Below are 21492 nucleotides of genomic sequence, written 5' to 3'. Positions count from 1 at the left end.
GGCCATGTCATCAACATCGTCGCCAATGTCGAGCGCGGCATGCCGCAGGCCGCGCACACCTGCGCCGCGCGTGCGGGTGTGATCTACCTCTCTAAGACGGTCGCCACCGAGTGGGCACAGCACAATATCCGCGTCAACTGCATCGGCCCCGGCGTGATCGAGACCGAGGGCTTCCGCATGTATCCGGAAGAAGCGCTCGCCCGCTTCCACAAGGCCAACCCCCTGAAGATGCGCGGGAATGCCTGGGATGTGGCAGAGGCCATCGCCTATCTCGCCAGCCCGGCCGGCCGCTTCATCAACGGCGATCTTCTGATTATCGACGGCGGACAGGCGCAGTGGGGCGTGATCTGGCCCGCCGGCATGCCGGACTATTTCTCGGAAGACGGCGCGGCCTGAACCGCCCGCGATAAAAGAGGAGAGAGGACATGGGACGGCTTGAAGGCAAGGTGGCGCTCGTCACCGGCGGCGGATCGGGACTGGGCGCGGCGGACTGCGAAGCGCTCGCTGCCGAAGGCGCCAAGGTCGTCGTCACCGACGTCAACCTCGCCGCCGCGCAGGCTGTGGCGGACAAGATCGGCGAGAACGCCATGGCGCTCGCGCTCGATGTTGCCGACGAGGCGCAGTGGATCGCGACTTATGCCGCGATCGAGGCAAAGTTCGGTGGCCTGCATGTCCTCGTCAACAACGCCGGCGTCGTGCTCAATGCCGATGTGGAAGATACCAGCCTGGACAAGTTCCGCTGGGTCAATTCGATCATGATCGATGGCGTCTACCTCGGCATGAAGCACGCGATCCCGCTGATGAACAAGAGCGGCGGCGGCTCGATCATCAACATGTCCTCGGTCGGCGCCTTGCTCGGCTATCCGATCTTCTTCGCCTACTCCGCCGCCAAGGGCGCGGTCCGCTCGATGACCAAGTCGGTCGCGGTCATGGCGCAAGTCAAGGGCTACAAGATCCGCTGCAACTCGGTCCACCCCGGCGCTATCGAAACGCCGATGGTGCAGCAGGCCGAAGGCCGCCCCGGCGAGGCCAAGGAGATTCCCGATGGCGTCCTGCCGCACGGCTCGCCCGGCCACCCCAAGGACGTCGCCGCGCTGATCGTGTTCCTCGCGAGCGATGAAAGCCGCTACATCACCGGCGCCGAACTGGTGATCGACAACGGGCTGACGATCCGGCCGTTCTGACGCTGCGGGTTGCGCTCTGGATGCCCGCGAAGGCGGGCATCCAGAGCAGCACCCATCAGCCCAAGCGTTAAGCCCCCATCATCCGATCAAGCTCGGCATGGAAATGCCGCAGGCGGCCTTCCTGTTCGCTCCACAGCGGACCCTTGAAGCCCCGCGAGCGCGCGCCCTTCTGCACCACCGGCAGCAGATCGCTGTCCTGATCGAGCACTTCGCCAAGGCAAGGCGGCTCGCCCAGCTTGGTGTGGATCACGTCCGGCCGGGTGCGGCCCGAAAGATCGACCTCCTCGCCCATCCCCATCCACGCCGGCGCCGAATAGCCCGGCGCATCGACATGGCGATAGAGGATGCAGGTGTCGTAAGTGAACTGGTTCGGATCGGTGGCGTGCGGAATGAAGCGGTGGAGGAACACCGCTTCCGGGTGGCAGCCGATCTGCACGTTCGGAAACACCGAATAGACGACCGAATCCGAAAGCTGGCTGTCGCTGAAGCGCTCGTAGCGCAGCCCCAGTTCGTCAGACCGCTTGCGCTTGGCCGCCTGCACCGCGCTGCGGGTCTCGCGCGCGGAGCCCTCGTAGGTCTCGGGATCGATACCGGCATCGCGCAGCATCATCTGGATGCCGGGATTGACGCTTTCCTGATCGGGGAAGCGCGGGCTGGGCTGCGCAAAGGGCACGAACTGGCGGCTGAGCCCACCCGGCCAGAGGTCGATCTGGGTCCGGTCGTCCATCAGGCATTGCGTTTGCGGGTGGACAGCGTGGAGGTGGTAGATCTCGGCAAAGGCATCGACCCCGCCTTTCCAGTTCGCGCCCCAGTCCGACCGGCGGTGCTGGACGACATACATCTGGTCGATCTCGTAAAGCTCGAGCTGCGGCAGGATCGGCCCCAGGAACTCAGCTAGCGGCTTGATGTCCGGATCCATCGACACGAAGACGAGGCCTGCCGCCACTTCGCAGCGCACCGAGGAAAGATCGGTGCCGTGGCACAGCACTTCGGGCCGGAACGTCTCGGCATCGGTGATCTCGACGCACGAGCCGTCCAGCGCGAACTTCCACGAATGGAACGGGCAGGTGAACTGGCCGACCGAACCGAGATCGGCGGTGACGAGCTGGCTGCCGCGATGCGGGCACACGTTGTAGTGGGCTTTCACCGAACCATCGTCATCGCGCACGACGAGGAAGCTTTCCGGCCCCACATCGAACTTCATGAAGTCGCCGGGCTCGGGAATGTCGGACAGCGGCCCTGCCAGGAGCCAGCTCTTCGCGAAGACCTTGTCCCATTCCTCGGCGGCGTAGGCGGGGCTGACGTAGCGATCCGGGCTCGGGCGCCCCGTGCCGTTGTCGATCCGCGGCGCGCGCGCATCAAAGGGGAAGCGCTTGCCGGTGTGAATGTCCCAAAGGTCCAAGGCGTTCATTGTCGTTTCCCGATCATGATTGCGGGCCGCCATGCAGTTTACCCGCATGGCGACCCGCAGACTCTAGCACCTGTCCGAAGCCTCCATCAGGGGCCGCGGAACTTCACGCCCACTTCAAGGCCGTAGTAGCGCGGCGGACCGAAGTTCGAGTTGAGCCACAGGCCTGCCACGTTCTGCGAGGCGATCCGGTAGCGCTCGTCGGTCAGGTTCCGGCCGATTGCCTTGATGTAGTACTTGTCGTCGATCTGCGAGAGCGTCAGCGAGGCGTTCACCAGCGTGCGAGCGTTGAGGAACGTGTTGCCATCGATGTCGGTGATCGACTGCGTGTTGAGGTTGCGCGCCGTATAGGCCGCCGAGGCATTGGCGATGATCTTGTAGTTGGAACCGAGCGGAACCTCGTAGGCACCGTCGATCGTCCACTGCCATTCGGGGGCGCGATCAAGCGGCGCATCGGCGAGATTGTAGCCGGCACCGGGCGCGGTATACTTGTTATACTTGCCGTTCTGGTAGCCCAGCACGCCGCGCAGGGTGAAGCCCTTGAACAGGCGCGCAGTGGCCTCCGCCTCGATACCCTTCACCGTGGCGCTCGCCGCGTTGACGAACAGCGTGACCTGGTTCGGGTTGCCATTGACCACGATCGGCACGTTGAGCTGCTTCTGCAGGTCCTTGTACTTCACGTAGAAGCCGGTGAGGTTGAAACGCAGGCGGTGATCCCACAGCTCGGTCTTTATGCCGGCTTCGAATGAGTCCGCAGTTTCCGGCCGGGTCGCACGGGCCGCTTCGCGGAACGCGTTGAGATCGGTCGCGAAAGCCGCGAAGCCGCCGATCTGGTCGTTGAAGCCGCCGCTCTTGAAGCCGCGCGAATAGTTGAAATAGGCATAGACATCAGGCGTCGCCTGATAACCGAGCGTTGCGCGGAAAGTCGGCTTGTTCGATGTGTTGTTGACCGTGATCACGTTCGCCGGGAACTTGAACACGCTCGCGCCCAGCGCCTCGCTGATCGAGATCGAGGGGTCGAAGCCGCCGCCCAGCTGCGGAATGAACGCCTGATTGCGGCCATACCAGGTCTTGTTCTCCCAGGTGTAGCGGAAGCCGCCAGTGAACGTCAGTTCCGGGGTGATCTTGTAGGTGCCTTCGGCGAAGACCGCCTTCGAGTTGGAACGCTGCGCGTTGCACAGGATGTAGGGCGTATCGTTCCAGTTGCCGAAGGGCAGTGGGCCACCAGTAAGATCGAGGAAGCCGAGGATCTGCGCGACGCAGAAATCCACGGTCTCGCGCTGGTAGAACCCGCCGATCACCGCATCGAAGGCCGTGCCGGTGTTGGTGGCGAAGCGCAGTTCCTGCTGGAAGGTCTTGCGGTTGTCATCGCGCGTCGCGTCAAAGAACGAGAGCGGTGTGCCATCCTTGCCGATCGGTGCCGCACCCGCATAGGAGTTCGGGATACGCGAGAGCTGGCGGCGCCAGCCGGTGACCGAGGTCAGCTTGCCGAAATCGAGATCGTAGTCGGCATTCAGGTAGAACCCGTCGACCGAGATACGCTGGCCGTCCTTCATCTTGATCAGGCCGTCCTGGCGGAACGAGATCGCGGCGTTGTCGAGCGGGTCGCTGCTGTTCGGGTTCTGGCGGATCACCTTCAGAATGTCGGTCAGGAACGGAGTCTTGCCCTTGTAGGTGTAGTTCTCGTTCACCGAGGGCACCGTTTCCGAGCGGTCGCGCAGCCATTCATACTGGGCAAGGATGCTGAGGCGGCTGGTCGGCTGCCAAAGCAGCTTGCCGCGCAGCGTGGTCACGTCCTTGCCGCCAGCACGGCGACCGTCGAGGCAGCCCGAGACGCCCGAATAGTTGCTGGGCACGAAGCTGACGACCGGGCCATAGCAAGCCCCGTTGCGGTAATAGCCGTCGGAGGTTTCCATCCCGCCGACCACGCGCAGCGCCATGTTGTCGAAGATCGGCACGTTTGCCGCGACCTGGAACCGGCGCGTTTCGAACGAGCCAAGCTCGAACCGGCCATCGGCGCCGACCTTGCCGAGTTCGGGGCGCTTGGTGCGCACCGTCACCGCGCCGCCGGTGGTGTTCTTGCCGAACAGCGTGCCCTGCGGGCCGCGCAGCACTTCCACCTGCGCCACATCGAACGTGTCGAGCAGCTGGGTCTGCACCGAAGGCACCACGAAGTCGTCAACGAGCACGGCGACCGGCGGCTCGAAGTAGACGATGATCGAGGTCTGGCCGACGCCGCGCATCGCGAACGAGGCCGCGTTGAAGTTGGTGATCGTGTTGGCCGAGAAGTTCGGCACGAAGGCTGCAAGATCGCCGATATCGCGCGGGCTGGACTGACGGATCAGGTTCGCATCGACGGCCGACACGGCAACCGGGGTGCGCTGCAGGTTGGAAACGCGCCGCGTTGCCGTCACGACGATCTCGCTCAGCCGGTCGCTTGCCATGTCATCGGCGCTGGACTGCGTCTGCGTCGCCTGCGGCTGCGCAGCCTGAGCTTCATCGTTGGCGAATGCCGGTGCTGCGATCATCGCGGCTGCCAGTGCGCCGCAAGCTGCCGACCAGCGAAGGTCCCTCAGTGCCATCCCCATCTCCTCATGCCCCGCATCGTCGTGCGGTGTGGGGCCAAGGATAACCCTCGGAACACATTTTGCAAGCAGACATGTATGTTTTTTTAGAGAGGTTGGAAGGCCCGGCGACATACCCTTGGCGATTGGGCAGCGCGGCGCCCCTGCCCCTGCGTCCGCGCTGGCAAATGGCGCAACTCGGCTGCTCAGCGGCACATTGGCATGCACTGCCGGCGCGGGGGCCTGCGCACTGCCAACCTTCCAAACATTCATGATTGTTTTCAGTCGAAGGCCGGTTATCATGGGCTCAAGCAGGCCCGCGCCAAAGCGGTCCGCGGGAGAGAAAGCACAGCAGCATGCCTGATCAAGGGGCGAGCCCGGGGGCTAATCTCGAAGCGCGTGTCGCGCGGCTGGAAGCCGAATCCCAGATCCGCCAGCTCGTCGCGCACTACAGCTTCGATATCGATGATCGCCGGATCGAGGCGGTGCGCGCACTGTTCGCCGAAGATGCCGTGCTGCGCTCGCACGACGGCGTGATGTACGCCGCAGGGCCGGATGCGATCATGGCCCAGTTCGATGGCCGCTTCGCCGTGCTCGGCCCCGGCCACCACGTGATGCACGATATCCAGATCGATTTCGTGGACGAAGAAAACGCAACCGGCCGCGTCGCAGGCCACGCCGAACTCATGCGCCACGGCAAGATGATGGTCGCTGCAATCCGTTACGACGATCGCTACCGCAAGACGCCGGCGGGTTGGAAGTTCGCCGAACGGGTGATCGGCTTCCTCTACTACGTGCCGGTCGAGGCCTACCCCGGCATTCTCTCCCGCCCCGATCGCAACCACGCCTATCCCGAGCCGAAGCTTGCCGACTACCCCGAGCGCCTGCCCAGCTGGACCGCATACGAACAGAGCCGCAAGGCCTGAACCCAGAAAGACCCGACCAATGGCCTTTTCCTTTCTCTCCCGTTTCCGCATCCGCGCCGACAAGGAAGCCGAATTCATCGCGCTCGCCAAGGAGATGGAGGCCCTTGCTCCGGGCGAACCGGGCACGCTGGCCTATCAGTTCTATCGGCTTGCGGAGCCGGGCATGTTCGCGGTCTACGAACGTTTCACCGATGAGGATGCGGACAAGGCACACGTGGCATATCCCCACAACCAGCCCCTGATCGAACGGATGATCGGCTGTATGGACGGCTCCTACACGCGCGAGCTGCTGTACGATCTCGAAACGGCGACGGAAGGCTGAGACGATGACCACAAAGAGCTTCATCGCCGAGCTGCGCACCAAGCCCGAGAAGCGCGACGAGCTCATCGCGCTTCAGACCGAGCTCAAGAAGCTGGTCTTTGCACGTGAACCCGATGCGCTCGTCTACGAGCTGTTCCAGTCGGAAGAAGACCCGGACCTGTTCCAGTGCGTCGCCACCTTCAGGGACGATGCCGCTTTCGAGGCCCACATGCACATCGATTTCCACGACCGGCTGGTGCCGCCGATCCTCGCCTGTCTTGCCGAGGACATGAAGCTCACGTTCTACCGCTCGCTCGATTGAAAAGGCCTCAAAGCATGCTGCTCAAACCCGGCCGCCTCGCGGTCCTCTCCGGCCTCGCCGCGCTGGCACTCGCCGCAGGCCTCAATGCGGCGACCCCGACGCGGATCAAATCGACCGAGGACCTGCAATCCCGCGCAGGCCCCACCATCAACCCCGAGACCGCGCCCGGCCGTCCGCTGTTCGAGCAGCACTGCGCGATGTGCCATCTGGGCGGCGTGCCCAAGGCGCCCTCACCCGGCTTCCTTGCGATGCTGGCGCCCGATGCCATCGTGAACGCGATGACCACCGGCGTCATGCGCCAGCAATCAGCGGCGCTCACCCCGGCGCAGAAGATCGAGGTCGCCGAATACCTCACCCGCACGCCCTATGCCTCCTATCAGCGCCCCGCCCCGCCGCCGCGCTGCAAGGGTGCCGCCGCGAAGTTCGACATGACCGATGTGCCGGCCGATATCGGCTGGGGCCATGACAACCGCCGCTTCGTGCCCGCCAGCATTGCCGGCCTCGTCAAGGCGGATGTGCCCAGGCTGAAACTCAAGTGGGCATTCGCCTATCCGGCCGCGACGCATATCCGCTCGCAGCCCGCCGTGGCCTGGGGTACGCTCTTCGTCGGCAGCCAGGACGGCACCGTCTACGCCTTCGACCCGGACAGCGGCTGCACCAAGTGGACCACCCGGCTTAGCGCCGAGGTGCGCACCGCGATCGTCGCCGATGCCTCGACCAAGCGGCTCTTTTTCGGCGACCTCCTCGGCAAGGTCCATGTGCTTGATGCGCTGACCGGCAAGGAGATCTGGGCAAACCGCATGAGCGATCATGCCGATGCGACGATCACCGGCACGCCCACGCTCGGCGGCGGACTGCTCTACGTCCCCGTTTCCTCGCTGGAGGTCGTGCAGGCCGGCAATCCCGCCTATCCCTGCTGCACCTTCCGCGGCTCGGTCGTCGCGGTCGATCCCGCCACCGGCGCGGAAAAGTGGCGCGCATATACAGCAGGCCAGCCGGTCCCGCAGGGCAAGACGGCCGACGGCACCCAGATCCTCGGTCCCTCCGGCGCGCCTGTCTGGAACAGCCCGACCTACGACGCCACCACGAACCGCGTCTACTTCGGCTCGGGCGAGAACTACTCGACCCCGGCAGACGATGGCTCCGACGCGGTCTTCGCGGTCGACGCCACCACCGGCAAGCGCATCTGGAGCACCCAGCTCACGCTTGGCGATGCGTGGAACGTCGGCTGCATGATGGGGCTGGGCTCGTGCCCCAAGGAAGGCGGACCGGACTACGACGTCGCCGCCTCACCGCTGCTGGTCGATACCGGAACCGGTGCGAAGATGCTCGTCGTCGGGCAAAAGTCTGGGCAGGCGTGGGGCCTCGATCCCGAGACCGGCAAGGTCAAATGGATGACCCGGCTCGGCCATGGCGGCACGCAAGGCGGCGTCCACTTCGGCATGAGCGCGGAAGGGAACCGGGTCTTCGTGCCCATCAACGACATGGCCGATACCGGCGACGCCCGCCTTTACGATCCCGCGATCCGCGGCGCGGGACTGCACGCGCTTGATGCGGCCACCGGCAATATCGTCTGGCAGGCCAAGGCGGAGGACAAGTGCGCGGGCCGCAAGTTCTGCGATCCGGGCATTTCCGCCGCCGTCACCAGCATCCCCGGCGTCGTCTTCGGCGGTCACCTCGATGGCATGCTGCGCGCCTACGATGCCGATACGGGGGCGATCCTGTGGCAGTACGATACCACCCTGCCCATGCCCGCCATCGGCGGCCAGACCGCCAAGGGCGGCTCGATGAGCGGCCCCGGAGCCGCGGTGTGGAAGGGCAAGGTCTTCGTGAATTCGGGCTACGGCATGTACAGCCACTCACCCGGCAACGCGCTGATGGTGTTCGAAGTCGCGAAGTAAGCGCTAGGCATAAAGAAGGGCTGGCGGATACCTCTGCCAGCCCTTCTTCGTGCCCTGTCTCAGCGCTTCTTCGCCTCGAACTCGATATGCAGCGCCTTCAGGCTGCGCAGCAGGAAGTGCGGGTGGACCGAAAAGTCGTTCGCGACGTCCGCGAAGCGCATGTTCTCGAACCTGTCGACCACCGCCTGGAACCCCCACGAAAGCTCCCGCCGGGCGAGCGGTGCGCCGAGGCAATGGTGCGTGCCCGAACCGAAGCCCATGTGTGCGCCCGCCTTGGGCCGATCGAGATCGAGCTTCTCCGGGCACTCGAACACGCGTTCATCCCGGTTCGCGGCGGCAAAGCGCACGTTCACCAGCGCGCCCTTGGGGATCACCGTGCCTTCAAGCTCGGTATCCTTGGCGCAGAAGCGCATCAGGCTCTGCACCGGGGATTCCAGCCGCACCACTTCTTCGACGAAGGTCTTCATGTAGCGCTCGGGATCGGACTTGAGCTTGTGCCAGACGTCCTTGTTCTCGATCAGCAGCTTCATCCCCGCCGCCAGCGCATTGGTCGTCGTCTCGCTCCCGCCGACGAAGGTATCCGCCATCATCTCGGCATGAAGTTCGTTGTCGTTCAAGGGCCGCCCCCAGCCCTCGATCACGGTATTGACCAGCACGCTGATCAGCGAGTCATCAGGATTGGCGCGCAGCCGCTCGAAGATCGGCTGGAAGTAATGCTGCGCCTCGATCTCACGGTCGACCATCTCGATCTCGTCTTCTTCGGGCAGCATCATCGAGATGCGCCTGAAGAAAGCGTCGGTCCAGCGCTTGATCTTCCACATGTCCTCGCGTTTGGCGCCCATCTGCTCGCCGATGATGTAGAGCGGCAGCGGCACGCAGAACTGGCTCACCCACTCGCAGCGCCCGTCGGCCACGAAGCCGTCGATCAGTTCGTAGGCGAGCGTTTCCACCAGCGGATCGATTTCCTTGATCCGGCTCGGCTTGAACGCCTCGTTGAACATCGCGCGCATCTGCTTGTGGTTCGGATCGTCGCGCCCGCTGAGCGTCGGCTCGGGCAGCCAGCCGCGCTCCTTGAAGCGCGCCACCACCTTCTTCTGCCGCTCGACATTGGCGGAAAGCGTCTGCAGCCCGGCGGTCTTGGGGCTGCTCGGGAAATTCTCGGTATCGAGCAGAACCCGCCGCACGTCGTCGTAGCGGGTCACGATGTAGATGTTAGTCCCCGGCTGGCGATAGGCGGGGGCCTGATCCCTCAGCGTGCGGTAGGCATCATACGGGCACTGCTGCAGTGCCGGATCGAACAGGTTGATACCGAGCTCTTCGCTCATCGCACCACCACTCGCTCTTCACCCCAGGGCGCGACTGGCCCCTCGCGCTTGAACGCGTCGGGCAATTCCTCGACCATGTGCAGCGTCGCTGCCAGCCGTCCGAAGCCTACGAAGAAGGCGCAGGTCATGCCGAGCTCGACAATCTCGGACTCGCTGAAATGCTTGCGCAATTCGGCATACATCGCCTCGTCGATCCGTAGATGATCGGTCGCGAACGCCTCGCCGAACTTGATCGCGGCCTTCTCGGCGGGCGTCAGATTATCGGCTTCCTGCGGCCGCTCCAGCGAGCAGACGAGGTCCTCGGTCACGCCGTCTTCCAGTGCGTCGGTATAGCGGATCGCCATGCAGCTGCGGCACTGGTTGAAGAAGGCGACGCGCAGCCGCACCAGTTCGACCAGCTTCTCGGGCAATTGCCGGTGCACCTTCAGCGCGCCGGCAAACTGCATCATGCCCAGCACCTGATCAGGGCAATGCGCCAGAAAGCGGATCATCCCCTGCTCGATCTCGGTGCGGTCTTCCGGCTTCAGCGCCGCGCGCAGGCGCGGGTCCCAGTCCTCGGGCGCAATCTTGGCGATGCGGGTCATGATGCGAGTCTCCCATGGCCGCTGCCCTTTATGGTCTTGGCAAAAGTGAGCATGGCAGCCGCAGCATTGGTCATGCACCATCCCCCCCACAACAACTGGCGATTTGGATAAAGCCGGGGGAGAGGGCCATGCGCCACGTCAATCACGAGCTGAGCCCGATGCCGTGTCCGCACGCGCTGGCGGATGTCGACCTCTTCGCCCCCGGCGCCGCCGAGCACTGGTACGAGGCCTATGCCATCCTCCACGCGGAAGCCCCGGTGCTGCGCCTGCCCGGCGAAGGGCTGACGCCGGACCGCGATGCTTTCATCCTCTCCAAGTACGAGGACATTGCCCGCGTGGTGCGCGATTGGGATCGCTATCCACCGACGCTTTCGCTGCTGCTCGAAGCCCGCAAGGCCGATCCCGCCTCGGTCCGCGCCATGCCCGATATCGATGCCATGGTGAAGTCGATCGCCTCGCTGCGCCCGAACCCTGAGCTATGGCGCGCCCACCGCCAGCAGCTCACCGATCCCTGGGTAGGCCCCGGCGCCAAGCGGCACGAAGCGATGATCACCGGCCACGTCGATGCCCTGATCGACCAGTGGATTGCGGGCGAGCAATTCGATTTCGTCGCCGATTTCGCGCGACCCCTGCCCCAGCGCACGATGGCCAGCGTGCTCGGCTTCCCGCTCGAGGATGTGAAGGACCTCGAGATCTGGGGCAACGCGCAGGTCATGTCTTATGTCCACGGCTGCGGGCACAACAACGTGCTCACACCAGAGCAGTCCGCCGAGAAGTTCCGCCTCCTCGCGGGTTTTTCGGACTATGTTCGGGACCACGTCCGCCGCCGCCGCGCCAATCCGGGCGAGGACATGATCTCTTTCCTGACGCAGGTCCACTACGAGTCGCTCGACCGCAAACTCACCGACGACGAGATCGACGGCATCGTCTACGCCATGGTCATCGGTGGCCTCGAAACCACACAGTACGCCCTCGTCGAGCAGGCCCAGCTCCTGATCGAGCGCCCGGGCCTCTTCGCCAAGCTCAAAGCCGACCGCGCACTGATCCGCCCCTTCACCGAAGAGGGGATGCGCCTGCGCTCGCCCACGCAGGGCCTTTCCACCCGCATCACGTCGCAGGACGAGGTGTTTCAGGGCGTCCCCGTCCCCGCCGGCTCCACGCTTCACCTGCGCTGGGGTGCCGCCAACATCGATCCGGATGAGTTCGACGACCCGCTTGCGCTGAAGCTCGACCGCGCCGCGGTCACCCGCCACCTCGCCTTCTCGGCCGGCCCGCGCGTCTGCCCCGGTTCGGGCCTCTCGCGGCTCGAACAGACCATCGCGTGGAACCGCCTGTGCGATCGGCTCGCAGCCTTCGATTACGCCCCCGGCAACACCTTCCTCCACCAGCCGGGCATCATGCTCGGCACACTCGCCCTCCACTGCACCTTCCAACGGGAGCCCGCCGAATGACCACTCTTCTCGCGCATATCCGCATCAAGCCCGGCTCCGAGGCGAAGTGGGAAACGATCATGGCCGACATGGTCCACCAGACCTGGACCACCGAAACCGGCGTCAGGCGCTACGAATACTGGAAGGGCGAGGAGCCGAACCTCTACTATTGCCTGCTTTCCTTTGACGACAAGGCCACGTTCTACCGCCACCAGATGTCGCCGCATCATGAAGGGCATGACTTTGCCGCCGTGCTCGATGGCATCCGCCTCGAATACCTCGATCCGGTCAAGGGCGCCGGCGGCGATCTCCCGCAAACGGTCGACACGCCGCTCCCCGCCGATGCGGATGCCGACCTGAAGACCGCGCAGGAGCGCTTCCCCCTCACCATCCCTGCCTGGTGGAGCGGCCGCGCATGACCGCTGCTGCGTCGCTCGATGATCTGCTCGCCAAGGACGCGATTCTCGATGTTCTGGCGCGCTACTCGCGCACGCTCGATTGGCTTGATGCGGCAGGGCAGGCCAGCTGCTTCTGGCCCGATGCCGCGATCGACTACGGCTTCTTCAAGGGCACCGCCGCCGATTTTGTCCCCGTTGTCATGGCCATCGAACGCCGCAGCGCACGGCGCTGGCACCTGAGCGGTCAGCCAGCTATCCGCCTTGTCGATGAAACGCATGCCGAGGTCGAAAGCTACGGTCTGACCGCAGGGGCTCGGCAGGGCGAGGACGGCACTTACGCCGGCACGATGTATGGTGGGCGCTATCTCGATGCCTTCGAGAAGCGCGGTGCCGAATGGCGCATCGCCCGGCGCAACTACGTGCTCGATTGGTCGCACCCCCTGCCCGATCAACCGATTTTCGATCCCGCATCTGCCTTCCCGCTACCGATCCTTGATATCCTCCAAGGCGGGCACGAGCAGTACCGGGCGCTGTAAGAGTACCCAACAACCCTTCGTCACCCGCGAGGAGCGCAGCGACGAAGCAATCCATAGCGGTCATGCACAACCGCTCTGGATTGCTTCGCTACGCTCGCAATGACGCAGGAAAGAATGGGACGCGGGAAAGGATTGTGCAGCCACCCCACTTGATCCGCATCAATGTCAGCAGCCTGCGCCGCGCGCATAACCCCTCCACACCCAGCCCCAGTGGAGGACAAATCCCATGTTCCAGCGCAATATTGGCGAAGCCGACAGCGTCATCCGTCTCGCCCTCGCCGCGATGATCATCGTGTTCAGCCTGATCACCGGCCATCCTGCGCTGGCGCTGGTAGCGATTGTGCCGCTGGTGACCGCGCTCTCCGGCGTATGCCCGCTCTACAGCGTGCTCGGCCTGCACACCTGATCGCGCCGCACTTGCACGGTACTTGCTCCGGGCGCTGGCAGACGGCATAGCGCCCGGACCATGCATGATATCCGCCTGATCCGCGAGAACCCGGAAGGGTTCGACACCGCCCTCGCCCGCCGCGGCGTCGCCCACCAATCGGCGGCGATCCTTGGCGTAGATACCGCGCGGCGCGATGTCGCCACCCGCATGCAGGAAGCGCAGGCGCGCCGCAACGAAGCCTCGAAGGCCATCGGCATGGCCATGGCCAAAGGCGACAAGGACGCGGCGGAAGCGCTCAAGGCCGAAGTCGCCGAGCTCAAGACCGCGCTCCCCGCGCTGGAAGAAGACGAGCGCCGCCTCACCGCCGAGCTTAACGCCGCGCTTGCCCAATGGCCCAACCTCCCCGCCGCCGATGTCCCCGAAGGCGAGGACGAGGCCAGCAACGTCGAAGTCAGCCGTTGGGGCACACTGCGCAGCTTCGAATTCCAGCCCAAGGAACACGCCGATCTCGGCCCCCCGCTCGGCCTCGATTTCGAAACCGGTGCGCTCATTGCCGGTGCGCGCTTCACCTTCCTGCGCGGCCAGATGGCCCGCCTCCACCGCGCGCTTGCCCAGTTCATGCTCGACAAGCAGACCGGCGAGAACGGCTACACCGAATGCAACCCGCCGCTCATGGTAAAGGACGAAGCTGCCTTCGGCACAGGCCAGCTGCCCAAGTTTGCCGAAGATCTGTTCAAGACGACCGACGGCCGCTGGCTGATCCCCACCGCCGAAGTCAGCCTCACCAACTCGGTGCTTGGACAGATCCTGCCCGATGCCGCGCTCCCCCTGCGCATGACCGCGCTCACGCCTTGCTTCCGCTCGGAAGCGGGCGCGGCGGGGCGCGACACGCGCGGGTTCATCCGCCAGCACCAGTTCGAGAAGGTCGAGCTCGTCTCGATCACCCGCCCTGAGGATTCGGACGCCGAGCACGAGCGCATGACCGAGGCGGCGGAATCGATCCTGCAGGCGCTCGGTCTGCCCTATCGCAAGATGCTGCTCTGCGCAGGCGACATGGGCTTCACCGCGCGCAAGACGTATGATCTCGAAGTCTGGTTGCCCGGGCAGGGCGCGTTCCGGGAGATCAGCTCCTGCTCCAACTGCGGCGATTTTCAGGCCCGCCGCATGAACGCGCGCTACCGGCCGGAGGGCGGCGCTGAAGGAAAGAGGGGGGGCACCGAGTTCGTCCACACGCTCAACGGCTCCGGCCTCGCCGTCGGCCGCACGCTCGTCGCGGTGCTGGAGAATTACCAGCAAGGCGATGGCACGGTGGACGTGCCCGAAGTGCTGAAGCCCTGGATGGGCGGCGTGACCCGCCTGACACCGCTCGGCTGATGCGGGCGCTCAGGCTGGCTGCAGCGGTACTGCTGCTCCTGCCGGCAAGCCATGCCGCGCAGGGCCAGCCCGAGGACCTGCTTGAAAATGCCGGGCCCACCTACACCGTCCGGGCGGGTGACCGCTTCAGCACGATCGCACAGCGCATGGGCGTTACTGTCGATGCGCTTGCTGCCGCCAACCGCATGACGCCGCCCTACATCCTGCATGTCGGGCAGATGCTAAAACGTCCGTCTGCGGACACCGCGCCAAGGCGCTTCACCCCGCCGCCCACACCCGCAAGAGCCCCTGCAAAGGCCCCTACCAAACGCGAGACCGGCGCCCCCCGCCTCGTCTGGCCCACCTCGGGCGCGGTCACCGCGAAGTTTGGCGCGCCGGTGAAGGGTCTGCCCAACAATGGCATCGACCTCGCCGCCTTCGCCGGGATGACCGTCCACGCCGCCGCCGCCGGCAAGGTCGTCTTCGCCGGGACCGAGCCCGAGCGCTTCGGCCAGCTCATCCTGATCGACCACGGCGGCAGCTGGGTCACCGCATATGCCTATCTCGGGCAGGTCAAGGTCAAGGAGGGCCAGACCGTCAAGGCCCGGCAGGTGATCGCCCGAATCGGCAAGAGCGGCGAGGCGAAGCGCCCCGGTCTCCATTTCGAACTGCGCAAGGGCACTGCGCCGCGCAACCCGGCGCTGTATCTTCCGATCAGGCTTTGAACAGCCAGAACACCACGCCCATCAGCAGATAGCTGGCGATCCAGAACGCCGCGCCGCGCAGCACCTTCGCCGCCGAAGCCCCGGCCCGCGCCTCGCCAATCGCCAAGGCAGGCGCGACGAAGGCCAGCGCCAGCCCGCCCGACATCATGAAATAGAGCCACGGCTTCACCGCCAAGGTCGCCGCGCCGACGCGTGCGAACATATGCCCCATCATCGAGGCCGTAAGCAGCAAGAGGACCCCCGCCAGCACCACCTGTCCCGGTCGCCGCGCCGCCGGGCCGTGCAAGACGAGCCCGAACACCAGCGCGGCCAGCGCCGCCGCAACCACCGCCACCCAGTTTACCGGACCCATCGCGCCATCCTGTTTGCAAGAGCCGCCTGCCTAGGCCCGCCCCGCCCGAATGGCAAACCGCCACAAGGTGCCGTGACGCGCCGCCAAATATCGCGTAAGCGCCCCCGCCATGGCAACGACACCCATCACGCTTCCGGACGCCCCCAAAGTCGGCATGGTCAGCCTCGGCTGCCCCAAGGCGCTCGTCGACAGCGAACGCATCCTCACCCGCCTGCGCGCCGATGGCTATGCCATGAGCGCGGACTACGCCGGCGCAGACGTGGTGCTGGTCAACACCTGCGGGTTCCTCGACAGCGCCAAGGAGGAAAGCCTCGCCGCGATCGGTGAAGCTATCGCCGAGAACGGCCGCGTGATCGTGACGGGCTGCATGGGCAACGAAGCGGAGGCCATCCGCGCCCGCTTCCCGAGCGTCCTCGCCGTGACGGGCGCGCACCAGTACGAAGCCGTGGTCGAAGCGGTCCACGAAGCCGCGCCGCCCTCGATCAGCCCCTACGTGGACCTGATCCCGCAGGCCGATCCGGGCGACGTGAAGCTGACGCCGCGCCACTACAGCTACCTCAAGATTTCCGAGGGCTGCAACCACGCTTGCGCCTTCTGCATCATCCCGAGCCTGCGCGGCAAATTGGCCAGCCGCCGCATCGATGCGGTGCTGCGCGAAGCCGAAAAGCTGGTCGCCGCCGGCACGCGCGAGCTGCTCGTCATCAGCCAGGACACTTCGGCCTATGGCGTCGATGTGCGGCACGAAACGCGGCAGTGGAAAGGACGAGACGTCCGCACCCATATGACCGACCTCGCCCGCGAACTCGGCCAGCTCAAGACGCCGGACGGCCATACGCCGTGGGTGCGCCTCCACTACGTCTACCCCTACCCCCACGTCGATGCCGTCATCCCGCTGATGGCCGAAGGGCTGCTCACGCCCTACCTCGACATCCCGTTCCAGCACGCCAGCCCCAACGTGCTGCGTGCCATGAAGCGGCCCGCCAACGAGGCCAAGGTGCTCGAACGCCTGAAAGCCTGGCGCGCGATCTGCCCGGACATCGCCGTCCGCTCCAGCTTCGTCGTCGGCTTCCCCGGCGAGACCGAAGCCGACTTCCAGTACCTCCTCGACTGGCTGGATGAAGCGCAACTCGACCGCGTCGGCGCCTTCCGCTTCGAACCCGTCGCCGGCGCCGCCGCCAACGACCTCCCCGATCCGGTGCCGGAAGCGGTCAAGGAAGAACGCTACGCCCGGATCATGGCCAAGACCGAAGCCATCAGCGCCGCCAAGCTCGCCGCCAAAGTCGGCCGCACCGTCCGCGTGATCATCGACGAAGTGGGCGAACCCGACGAAGACGGCGACGTGGGCGCAACCGCCCGCAGCCAAGCCGACGCGCCGGAAATCGACGGCGCCGTCTACCTGCGCAACGTGCCGGCGGATCTGAAGGCGGGCGACTTCGCCGAAGTGCTGGTCGAAGACGCTGACGCGCACGACCTCTATGGGGTGATTTCGCCAACTGCTTAAACCGGGGCAAGTTGACACAGTTGACACAGTCCTGAGCAAAAACTCGGGAGCCCCGGCAGACCCCGCCCCACTGCACCGGAAGCTGCGGGAATCGTTGGACAACCGAGGCATGGGCATGGCCATGAAAGGACCACGCCGCAGATGCCTGCCTGTAGGACAGCGGTTTATACCTGACACGCGTGTCTGTTATTCGTTCCCCGTTCAGTCGCTGATCCGGTCCGCGAGGGTGTGGAGCATCGCGAAGAATGCAGTGTGGTCCTCCGGCGTGAAGGGCCCCATGCGCAGGGCATTGCACAGCCAGTAGCCATCGAGCGCGGTGCGGACGGCGAGGGCAAGCGCATAGTCCGGGTGGGCGCGGTGCTGGGCGAGGCGCTGCTGCATCATGCCGCCGAAGGGCGAAAGCAGGTCCGGCTCGTTCGCCACGGCGGACAGCAGCGCGGCAGCCATGCCTTCAACCTTGGGATCGGGCGTTTCGGCCAGGCGGATCCACCCGTGGATCTGCGCCTTGAGACCGGGACCGGCGATGCGCTCGACCACCACCGAATCCGCCTCGAACACCGCCAGCAGCCGGTCCAGCATCGCCTCGATCAGGTGCCGCTTGGTGGGGAAGTGATGCAGCACCCCGCCCTTGCTCACCCCGGCGCGCGCCGCAACCGCATCCATGGTGAGGTGCGCCGCCCCGGTATCAAGCACCAGCGCCTCCGCCGCATCGAGCACGGCTTCGCGCCGCACGCCGGGGCCTTTCCGCTTGGGGCTGTCTGCCATCATCGTTCCTCGCTTCGCCGCGCACCATAGCCGCGCCTGCCCCCGGATCAACGGTTGCGCAATGAGACTTCTCGATCTGCATTACCGTCTATATAGACGGTTTTAGAAAATATCCGGACTGATTCGTGCCTCAACCGCCCGCCCAGCCTGAAAGGTCTTCCATGCGCCTTCGGATCGAACCGTTTCTCTATGCGATCGCCGCCAGTGCTGCGGCGGTGCTGCTCGGCCAATGGCTGGGGCAAGATGCCCTGCAGCGCGCGCTCTACACCGCCCGCTTCACCGCGCGCGTCGGCGTGCCGCTGGTGCTGCTGATCTACACGGCGTCCTCGCTCCACCGGCTTTGGCCCGGCACAGGAACCGCATGGCTCAGCCGCAACCGCCGCTCGCTCGGCCTTGGCTTCGCGCTGACGCACACGGTGCATCTGGCCGCCGTGTTAAACTACATCGCCCAACCCGGCAGCCCGCCGCAGCCCGCCGCCGGGATCTTGGGCTACGTCTTCATCTATCTGATGGCGTTCTCGTCAAACCCCGGCTCGATGAAGCAGCTCGGCCAATGGTGGCACCGCCTGCACGCCGCGGGCGTCCAGATCGTGTTCCTCTACTTCCTGGTGGGCTACGCCTCGATGGTGTTCGAGCCGGAACTGCGCCCGCTGGGCCTGACGGTGGTGCCGCTGCTGCTGGCTGCGCTGGGCGTGCGGATCGCGGCATGGCGGGCGCGGCGGGTGGCTGGTGGGGCGGTGTGACGGGAGTATGCCTCCGGCGGGCAAGGGTGGTTGCCCTTGCATCCCGGGGGTTTGGGGGTTGTTGCACATGTCACCGCAACCCTTGTTTTTTCGATGAAGTCGGGTGACGGTTGCGATTTTTCAACCGTTTTGGCGGGCCGCCTTACACCCGCAAAGTGAGCCAAAACACCCAACGCGCCTATCGGCTTGACAGCCTGGCCGTGAACATCATACACAGATGTTGTTTACAGCGTTCACAGAAAGATGATTCGAGTGGCAATAGATGACGAACTCGTTGGCATAAACGAGATCGCTGAGATTGCGAGAGTATCACGGCAGGCCGTCGCGAATTGGCGCGCCCGGTCAACGGACTTCCCGCAGCCTATTGCATCACTCGCTTCTGGCCCTGTGTTTCGCCGTTCACAGGTCCGTGCTTGGTTGCGAAAAAGGAAGGTCCCAATGGCTCACGTAATTTCGACAATCAATTTGAAGGGCGGCGTGGGCAAAACCACGACCACTGTTGCTCTCGCCGAAACCCTGTCGGGCGAGTTTCGCAAGCGAGTGCTGGTCATCGACCTTGACCCGCAGACCAATGCCACCACGATGCTGATCGGTGAAGACAAGTGGCGCAAGCTCAACGACAGCGGGCGAACCCTGGCGCGCCTGTTCAAGGACGCTCTGGACCCGAACAACAAGCAGTTCGACTTCGACAAGGCGCTACAAAAAGGCGTATCGGATGTGTCGGCAGCGCACAGCATTGACCTCCTTCCCTCAAGCCTTGACCTCATCGATGTTCAAGATCAACTCGCATCTGCCCCAAGCGGAAAGTTCTATTCGGTCAATCCGATTGAACTTTTGTGGAGGGCGGTGAAATCGAAGCTGGATAACTACGACATAGTTATCGTGGACTGCCCGCCAAATCTTGGCATAATTACCCTCAATGGGCTTCGCATTTCGCAGGGTTATATCATCCCGACGATCCCCGATATTCTCTCGACATACGGTATCCCGCAAATCGTGACGCGGGTTCGTGAATTCTCTGACGAAATCGCAGAAGCAATTGAGCCGCTGGGTATCGTCGTGACGAAGTTTCAAGGCAACTCTGGCGTTCATGCAAACGTATTGCGGAACCTACAGCAGGCGAAAGACGCGCCAGTGTTTGACACAATTATCCCGCAGGCGAACGACATTGCGGCAGCGGCTGAGCACTCGACCCATTCGCGGACGCTGAAGCAGAAATATGGGTATCGCGGACTCGCTGATTCATATCGCAGCCTCGCCGCAGAGATACTCGCGAAACTGGAGGGCTGACGATGAAGCTGCGGAGGGTTTTGCTAGACCTCGCGCGGATCGTTGCCGATCAGGCGGAGCGCGATCCGGTGTTTGCTCAACAAATTGCCCAAGCCCTAGGATCGAAAGAGCAGGCGACTGGTGCCCCAGAAACCGCGCACGCCCAAGCGAAGGCTGAACGTCCCAAGAACCGCCGCCCGGCGGCGGTCCTTGATCCTATAGCCGTGGCCCGCGAAGGGGAGGCGGTTCTTCGCACCCGGCTCGCCGCCCTTACCCTCGAACAACTGAAAGACGTTGTCGCTGATTATGGCATGGATCCCGGCAAGCTCGTGATGAAATGGAAGGACGCAACACGCGTGTCTGACCGCATTGTCGAACTGGCCATTGCCCGCGCGCAAAAGGGCGATGCGTTCAGGTCCGACTAAAGCACCTGCGGAACCGCTTGCGCGGCCCGTCCTGCCGCCCGGCGGGCATCGCACAATGCCTTGCGGCAGATTTCCAGGGTTACGGTGCCAAGTGCAACAACCCCGATCCGAAGAGCAACCTCGTCATTCCCGCGAAGGCGGGAATCCAGAGCGGCTAGCGTGGTGTGTGGGGCTCTGGATTCCCGCCTTCGCGGGAATGACGAAGGGGGATGACGAAGGCTACGGGAATGGCGAAAGGGTGGCGACGCATAAGCCCGACGGCAGGCGCCGCGCTGTTTTTGAGGACCTTGGGTTGGTCCCTCATCCGTCACCCCGTGCTGGACACGGGGTTTAGCTTTTCTTTCGGTGCGGCGCTCGAGCGAAGAAAGCCTTGGCCCGGATCAAGTCCGGGCCGACGATGTGAGTTGGTGGGATCGGGCTTGAGGGTCTGGCCAAGCGCCGATGACGGGATGCAAGGGCGATGGCCCTTGCCCGCCGGAGGCTCTTGCTTCTTGCGAAGTCAGCCCCCTCCGCCGCCTAATGCTGCGCCTCGAGGCAGGTCTTGGCGAAGGCCTGGCTTGCCGAGGCATAGGCGGCTTGTTGATCGGCGGGCATCGACTGGAAGCTGCTGGCGCCTTCGCCGGTCTGGCGGAGCAGATCGGTGAGGACGTCGGTGCCGCTCATGCCTTCCTTCTTGCCGGCGGCGGTGGCGAGGGCGCTGGCGCGGTCCATCACGTCCTGGCTGGTGGGGGTGCCGCTGCCGCTGATGAGGGCTTGGAGGCCCAGTGCGCGGAAGCATTGCCGGGCGTATTCGTAGGATCCGGGGGCGGCATCGGTGATCGCGGCCGGGGCGCCGGGCGCGGTCTGGCCGGAGCAGGCGCCGAGTGGCAGGGCGAGCGCGAGGATGAGGCTGATGGCCTGCTTGCGCTGTGGCGAACCGGGCATTGCATTCCTTCCTGATCCGGGAACCCGTGGGGGTTTTAGGACAGAAAGGTTAGAGCGGTTTTCGACCGTTATGAATCGCTGGGGATTCCCATCGTCGTAGATCTCTGATTCAGAGTCCGTACTGGTGAAGGAGGCCAGCATGGATGGGTCAGCCTTTATCGATGGATC

The 21492-nt window shown here is 64.8% G+C and carries 23 protein-coding genes; 16 read left to right on the top strand and 7 right to left on the bottom strand.

Annotation, left to right across the window (positions count from 1 at the left end):
• Together Q0082_RS06940 and Q0082_RS06935 are read left to right on the top strand one after the other, a co-directional pair.
• On the top strand, nt 1-396 hold a 396-nt coding region (locus Q0082_RS06940; protein WP_298191173.1), incomplete at its 5' end, for an SDR family oxidoreductase.
• Nucleotides 397-425: 29 nt separating this feature from the next.
• Nucleotides 426-1184, top strand: a complete 759-nt coding sequence (locus Q0082_RS06935) for a glucose 1-dehydrogenase (protein WP_298191171.1) — start codon at nt 426-428, stop codon at nt 1182-1184.
• Between the two features lie 67 nt (nt 1185-1251).
• On the opposite strand, the gene Q0082_RS06930 is transcribed toward Q0082_RS06935, so the two are convergent.
• Both Q0082_RS06930 and Q0082_RS06925 read right to left on the bottom strand, forming a co-directional pair.
• Nucleotides 1252-2595, bottom strand: a complete 1344-nt coding sequence (locus tag Q0082_RS06930; protein WP_298191169.1) for an aromatic ring-hydroxylating dioxygenase subunit alpha — start codon at nt 2593-2595, stop codon at nt 1252-1254.
• Nucleotides 2596-2681: 86 nt separating this feature from the next.
• A complete protein-coding gene (locus tag Q0082_RS06925) occupies nt 2682-5174 on the bottom strand; it encodes a TonB-dependent receptor (protein ID WP_298191167.1) in 2493 nt (830 codons plus the stop codon).
• 338 nt (nt 5175-5512) lie between these two features.
• Here Q0082_RS06925 and Q0082_RS06920 point away from each other — a divergent pair, with 338 nt between their 5' ends.
• Genes Q0082_RS06920 through Q0082_RS06905 form a run of 4 tightly spaced genes read left to right on the top strand, consistent with a single transcriptional unit; the run spans nt 5513 to nt 8606 of the window.
• Nucleotides 5513-6082: a nuclear transport factor 2 family protein gene (locus Q0082_RS06920; protein ID WP_298191165.1), complete on the top strand. Its 570-nt coding sequence runs from the start codon at nt 5513-5515 to the stop codon at nt 6080-6082.
• Between the two features lie 19 nt (nt 6083-6101).
• Nucleotides 6102-6404, top strand: coding sequence for an antibiotic biosynthesis monooxygenase family protein (locus tag Q0082_RS06915; RefSeq protein ID WP_298191163.1), 303 nt, complete (start codon nt 6102-6104; stop codon nt 6402-6404).
• A gap of 4 nt (nt 6405-6408) precedes the next feature.
• Nucleotides 6409-6705, top strand: coding sequence for an antibiotic biosynthesis monooxygenase family protein (locus Q0082_RS06910; protein ID WP_298191161.1), 297 nt, complete (start codon nt 6409-6411; stop codon nt 6703-6705).
• Nucleotides 6706-6719: 14 nt separating this feature from the next.
• Nucleotides 6720-8606, top strand: coding sequence for a PQQ-binding-like beta-propeller repeat protein (locus Q0082_RS06905; RefSeq protein ID WP_298191159.1), 1887 nt, complete (start codon nt 6720-6722; stop codon nt 8604-8606).
• Nucleotides 8607-8665: 59 nt separating this feature from the next.
• Here the strand turns inward: Q0082_RS06905 and Q0082_RS06900 are convergent, their stop codons facing one another.
• Both Q0082_RS06900 and Q0082_RS06895 read right to left on the bottom strand, forming a co-directional pair.
• Complete coding sequence (locus tag Q0082_RS06900; RefSeq protein ID WP_298191157.1) at nt 8666-9931, bottom strand: cytochrome P450; 1266 nt, start codon at nt 9929-9931, stop codon at nt 8666-8668.
• Nucleotides 9928-10515, bottom strand: a complete 588-nt coding sequence (locus tag Q0082_RS06895; protein ID WP_298191155.1) for a carboxymuconolactone decarboxylase family protein — start codon at nt 10513-10515, stop codon at nt 9928-9930. Before Q0082_RS06895 ends, Q0082_RS06900 begins: the two co-directional genes overlap by 4 nt.
• 128 nt (nt 10516-10643) lie before the next feature.
• Between Q0082_RS06895 and Q0082_RS06890 the strand changes: the two genes are divergently transcribed.
• From Q0082_RS06890 to Q0082_RS06865, 6 genes are all read left to right on the top strand, one after another.
• Nucleotides 10644-11966, top strand: a complete 1323-nt coding sequence (locus Q0082_RS06890) for a cytochrome P450 (protein WP_298191153.1) — start codon at nt 10644-10646, stop codon at nt 11964-11966.
• On the top strand, nt 11963-12364 hold the full coding sequence (locus Q0082_RS06885; RefSeq protein WP_298191151.1) for an antibiotic biosynthesis monooxygenase family protein: 402 nt from the start codon (nt 11963-11965) through the stop codon (nt 12362-12364). The genes Q0082_RS06890 and Q0082_RS06885 overlap by 4 nt, the downstream gene beginning before the upstream one ends.
• Nucleotides 12361-12879 carry a nuclear transport factor 2 family protein gene (locus Q0082_RS06880; protein WP_298191149.1) on the top strand — a complete coding sequence of 173 codons (519 nt, stop codon included), beginning with the start codon at nt 12361-12363 and terminating at the stop codon, nt 12877-12879. Before Q0082_RS06885 ends, Q0082_RS06880 begins: the two co-directional genes overlap by 4 nt.
• A gap of 226 nt (nt 12880-13105) precedes the next feature.
• Nucleotides 13106-13285: a DUF2892 domain-containing protein gene (locus tag Q0082_RS06875; protein WP_298191147.1), complete on the top strand. Its 180-nt coding sequence runs from the start codon at nt 13106-13108 to the stop codon at nt 13283-13285.
• Nucleotides 13286-13345: 60 nt separating this feature from the next.
• The gene (serS, locus tag Q0082_RS06870) at nt 13346-14641 is read left to right on the top strand and encodes a serine--tRNA ligase (protein ID WP_298191145.1); all 1296 of its coding nucleotides are present in this window, start codon (nt 13346-13348) and stop codon (nt 14639-14641) included.
• On the top strand, nt 14641-15345 hold the full coding sequence (locus tag Q0082_RS06865; RefSeq protein WP_298191143.1) for a M23 family metallopeptidase: 705 nt from the start codon (nt 14641-14643) through the stop codon (nt 15343-15345). The genes serS and Q0082_RS06865 overlap by 1 nt, the downstream gene beginning before the upstream one ends.
• On the opposite strand, the gene Q0082_RS06860 is transcribed toward Q0082_RS06865, so the two are convergent.
• Nucleotides 15335-15697, bottom strand: coding sequence for a DUF1761 domain-containing protein (locus tag Q0082_RS06860; protein ID WP_298191141.1), 363 nt, complete (start codon nt 15695-15697; stop codon nt 15335-15337). The genes Q0082_RS06865 and Q0082_RS06860 overlap by 11 nt on opposite strands.
• A gap of 109 nt (nt 15698-15806) precedes the next feature.
• Between Q0082_RS06860 and rimO the strand changes: the two genes are divergently transcribed.
• Complete coding sequence (rimO, locus tag Q0082_RS06855) at nt 15807-17198, top strand: 30S ribosomal protein S12 methylthiotransferase RimO (protein WP_298191139.1); 1392 nt, start codon at nt 15807-15809, stop codon at nt 17196-17198.
• Between the two features lie 201 nt (nt 17199-17399).
• Here rimO and Q0082_RS06850 read toward each other — a convergent pair whose 3' ends face one another.
• The gene (locus Q0082_RS06850) at nt 17400-17966 is read right to left on the bottom strand and encodes a TetR/AcrR family transcriptional regulator (protein ID WP_298191137.1); all 567 of its coding nucleotides are present in this window, start codon (nt 17964-17966) and stop codon (nt 17400-17402) included.
• A 158-nt stretch (nt 17967-18124) separates the two neighbouring features.
• On the opposite strand from Q0082_RS06850, the gene Q0082_RS06845 reads away from it, so the two are divergent.
• The 3 genes from Q0082_RS06845 to Q0082_RS06835 all read left to right on the top strand — a co-directional run bounded on the left by Q0082_RS06845 (nt 18125) and on the right by Q0082_RS06835 (nt 20400).
• Entirely contained in the window at nt 18125-18706 is a 582-nt protein-coding gene (locus tag Q0082_RS06845) for a hypothetical protein (protein ID WP_298191135.1), read from the top strand.
• A 438-nt stretch (nt 18707-19144) separates the two neighbouring features.
• Nucleotides 19145-19996, top strand: coding sequence for a ParA family protein (locus Q0082_RS06840; RefSeq protein ID WP_298191133.1), 852 nt, complete (start codon nt 19145-19147; stop codon nt 19994-19996).
• Between the two features lie 2 nt (nt 19997-19998).
• Nucleotides 19999-20400 carry a hypothetical protein gene (locus Q0082_RS06835; RefSeq protein ID WP_298191131.1) on the top strand — a complete coding sequence of 134 codons (402 nt, stop codon included), beginning with the start codon at nt 19999-20001 and terminating at the stop codon, nt 20398-20400.
• A 516-nt stretch (nt 20401-20916) separates the two neighbouring features.
• Here Q0082_RS06835 and Q0082_RS06830 read toward each other — a convergent pair.
• A complete protein-coding gene (locus Q0082_RS06830) occupies nt 20917-21324 on the bottom strand; it encodes a hypothetical protein (protein ID WP_298191129.1) in 408 nt (135 codons plus the stop codon).
• Between the last annotated feature and the right edge of the window lie 168 nt (nt 21325-21492).

Origin of the sequence: Novosphingobium sp. (assembly GCF_027489515.1) — a bacterium.
GTDB lineage: Bacteria > Pseudomonadota > Alphaproteobacteria > Sphingomonadales > Sphingomonadaceae > Novosphingobium.
Note: the sequence above shows the minus strand (reverse complement) of the source record. Positions and strands in the feature narration are given on the sequence as shown.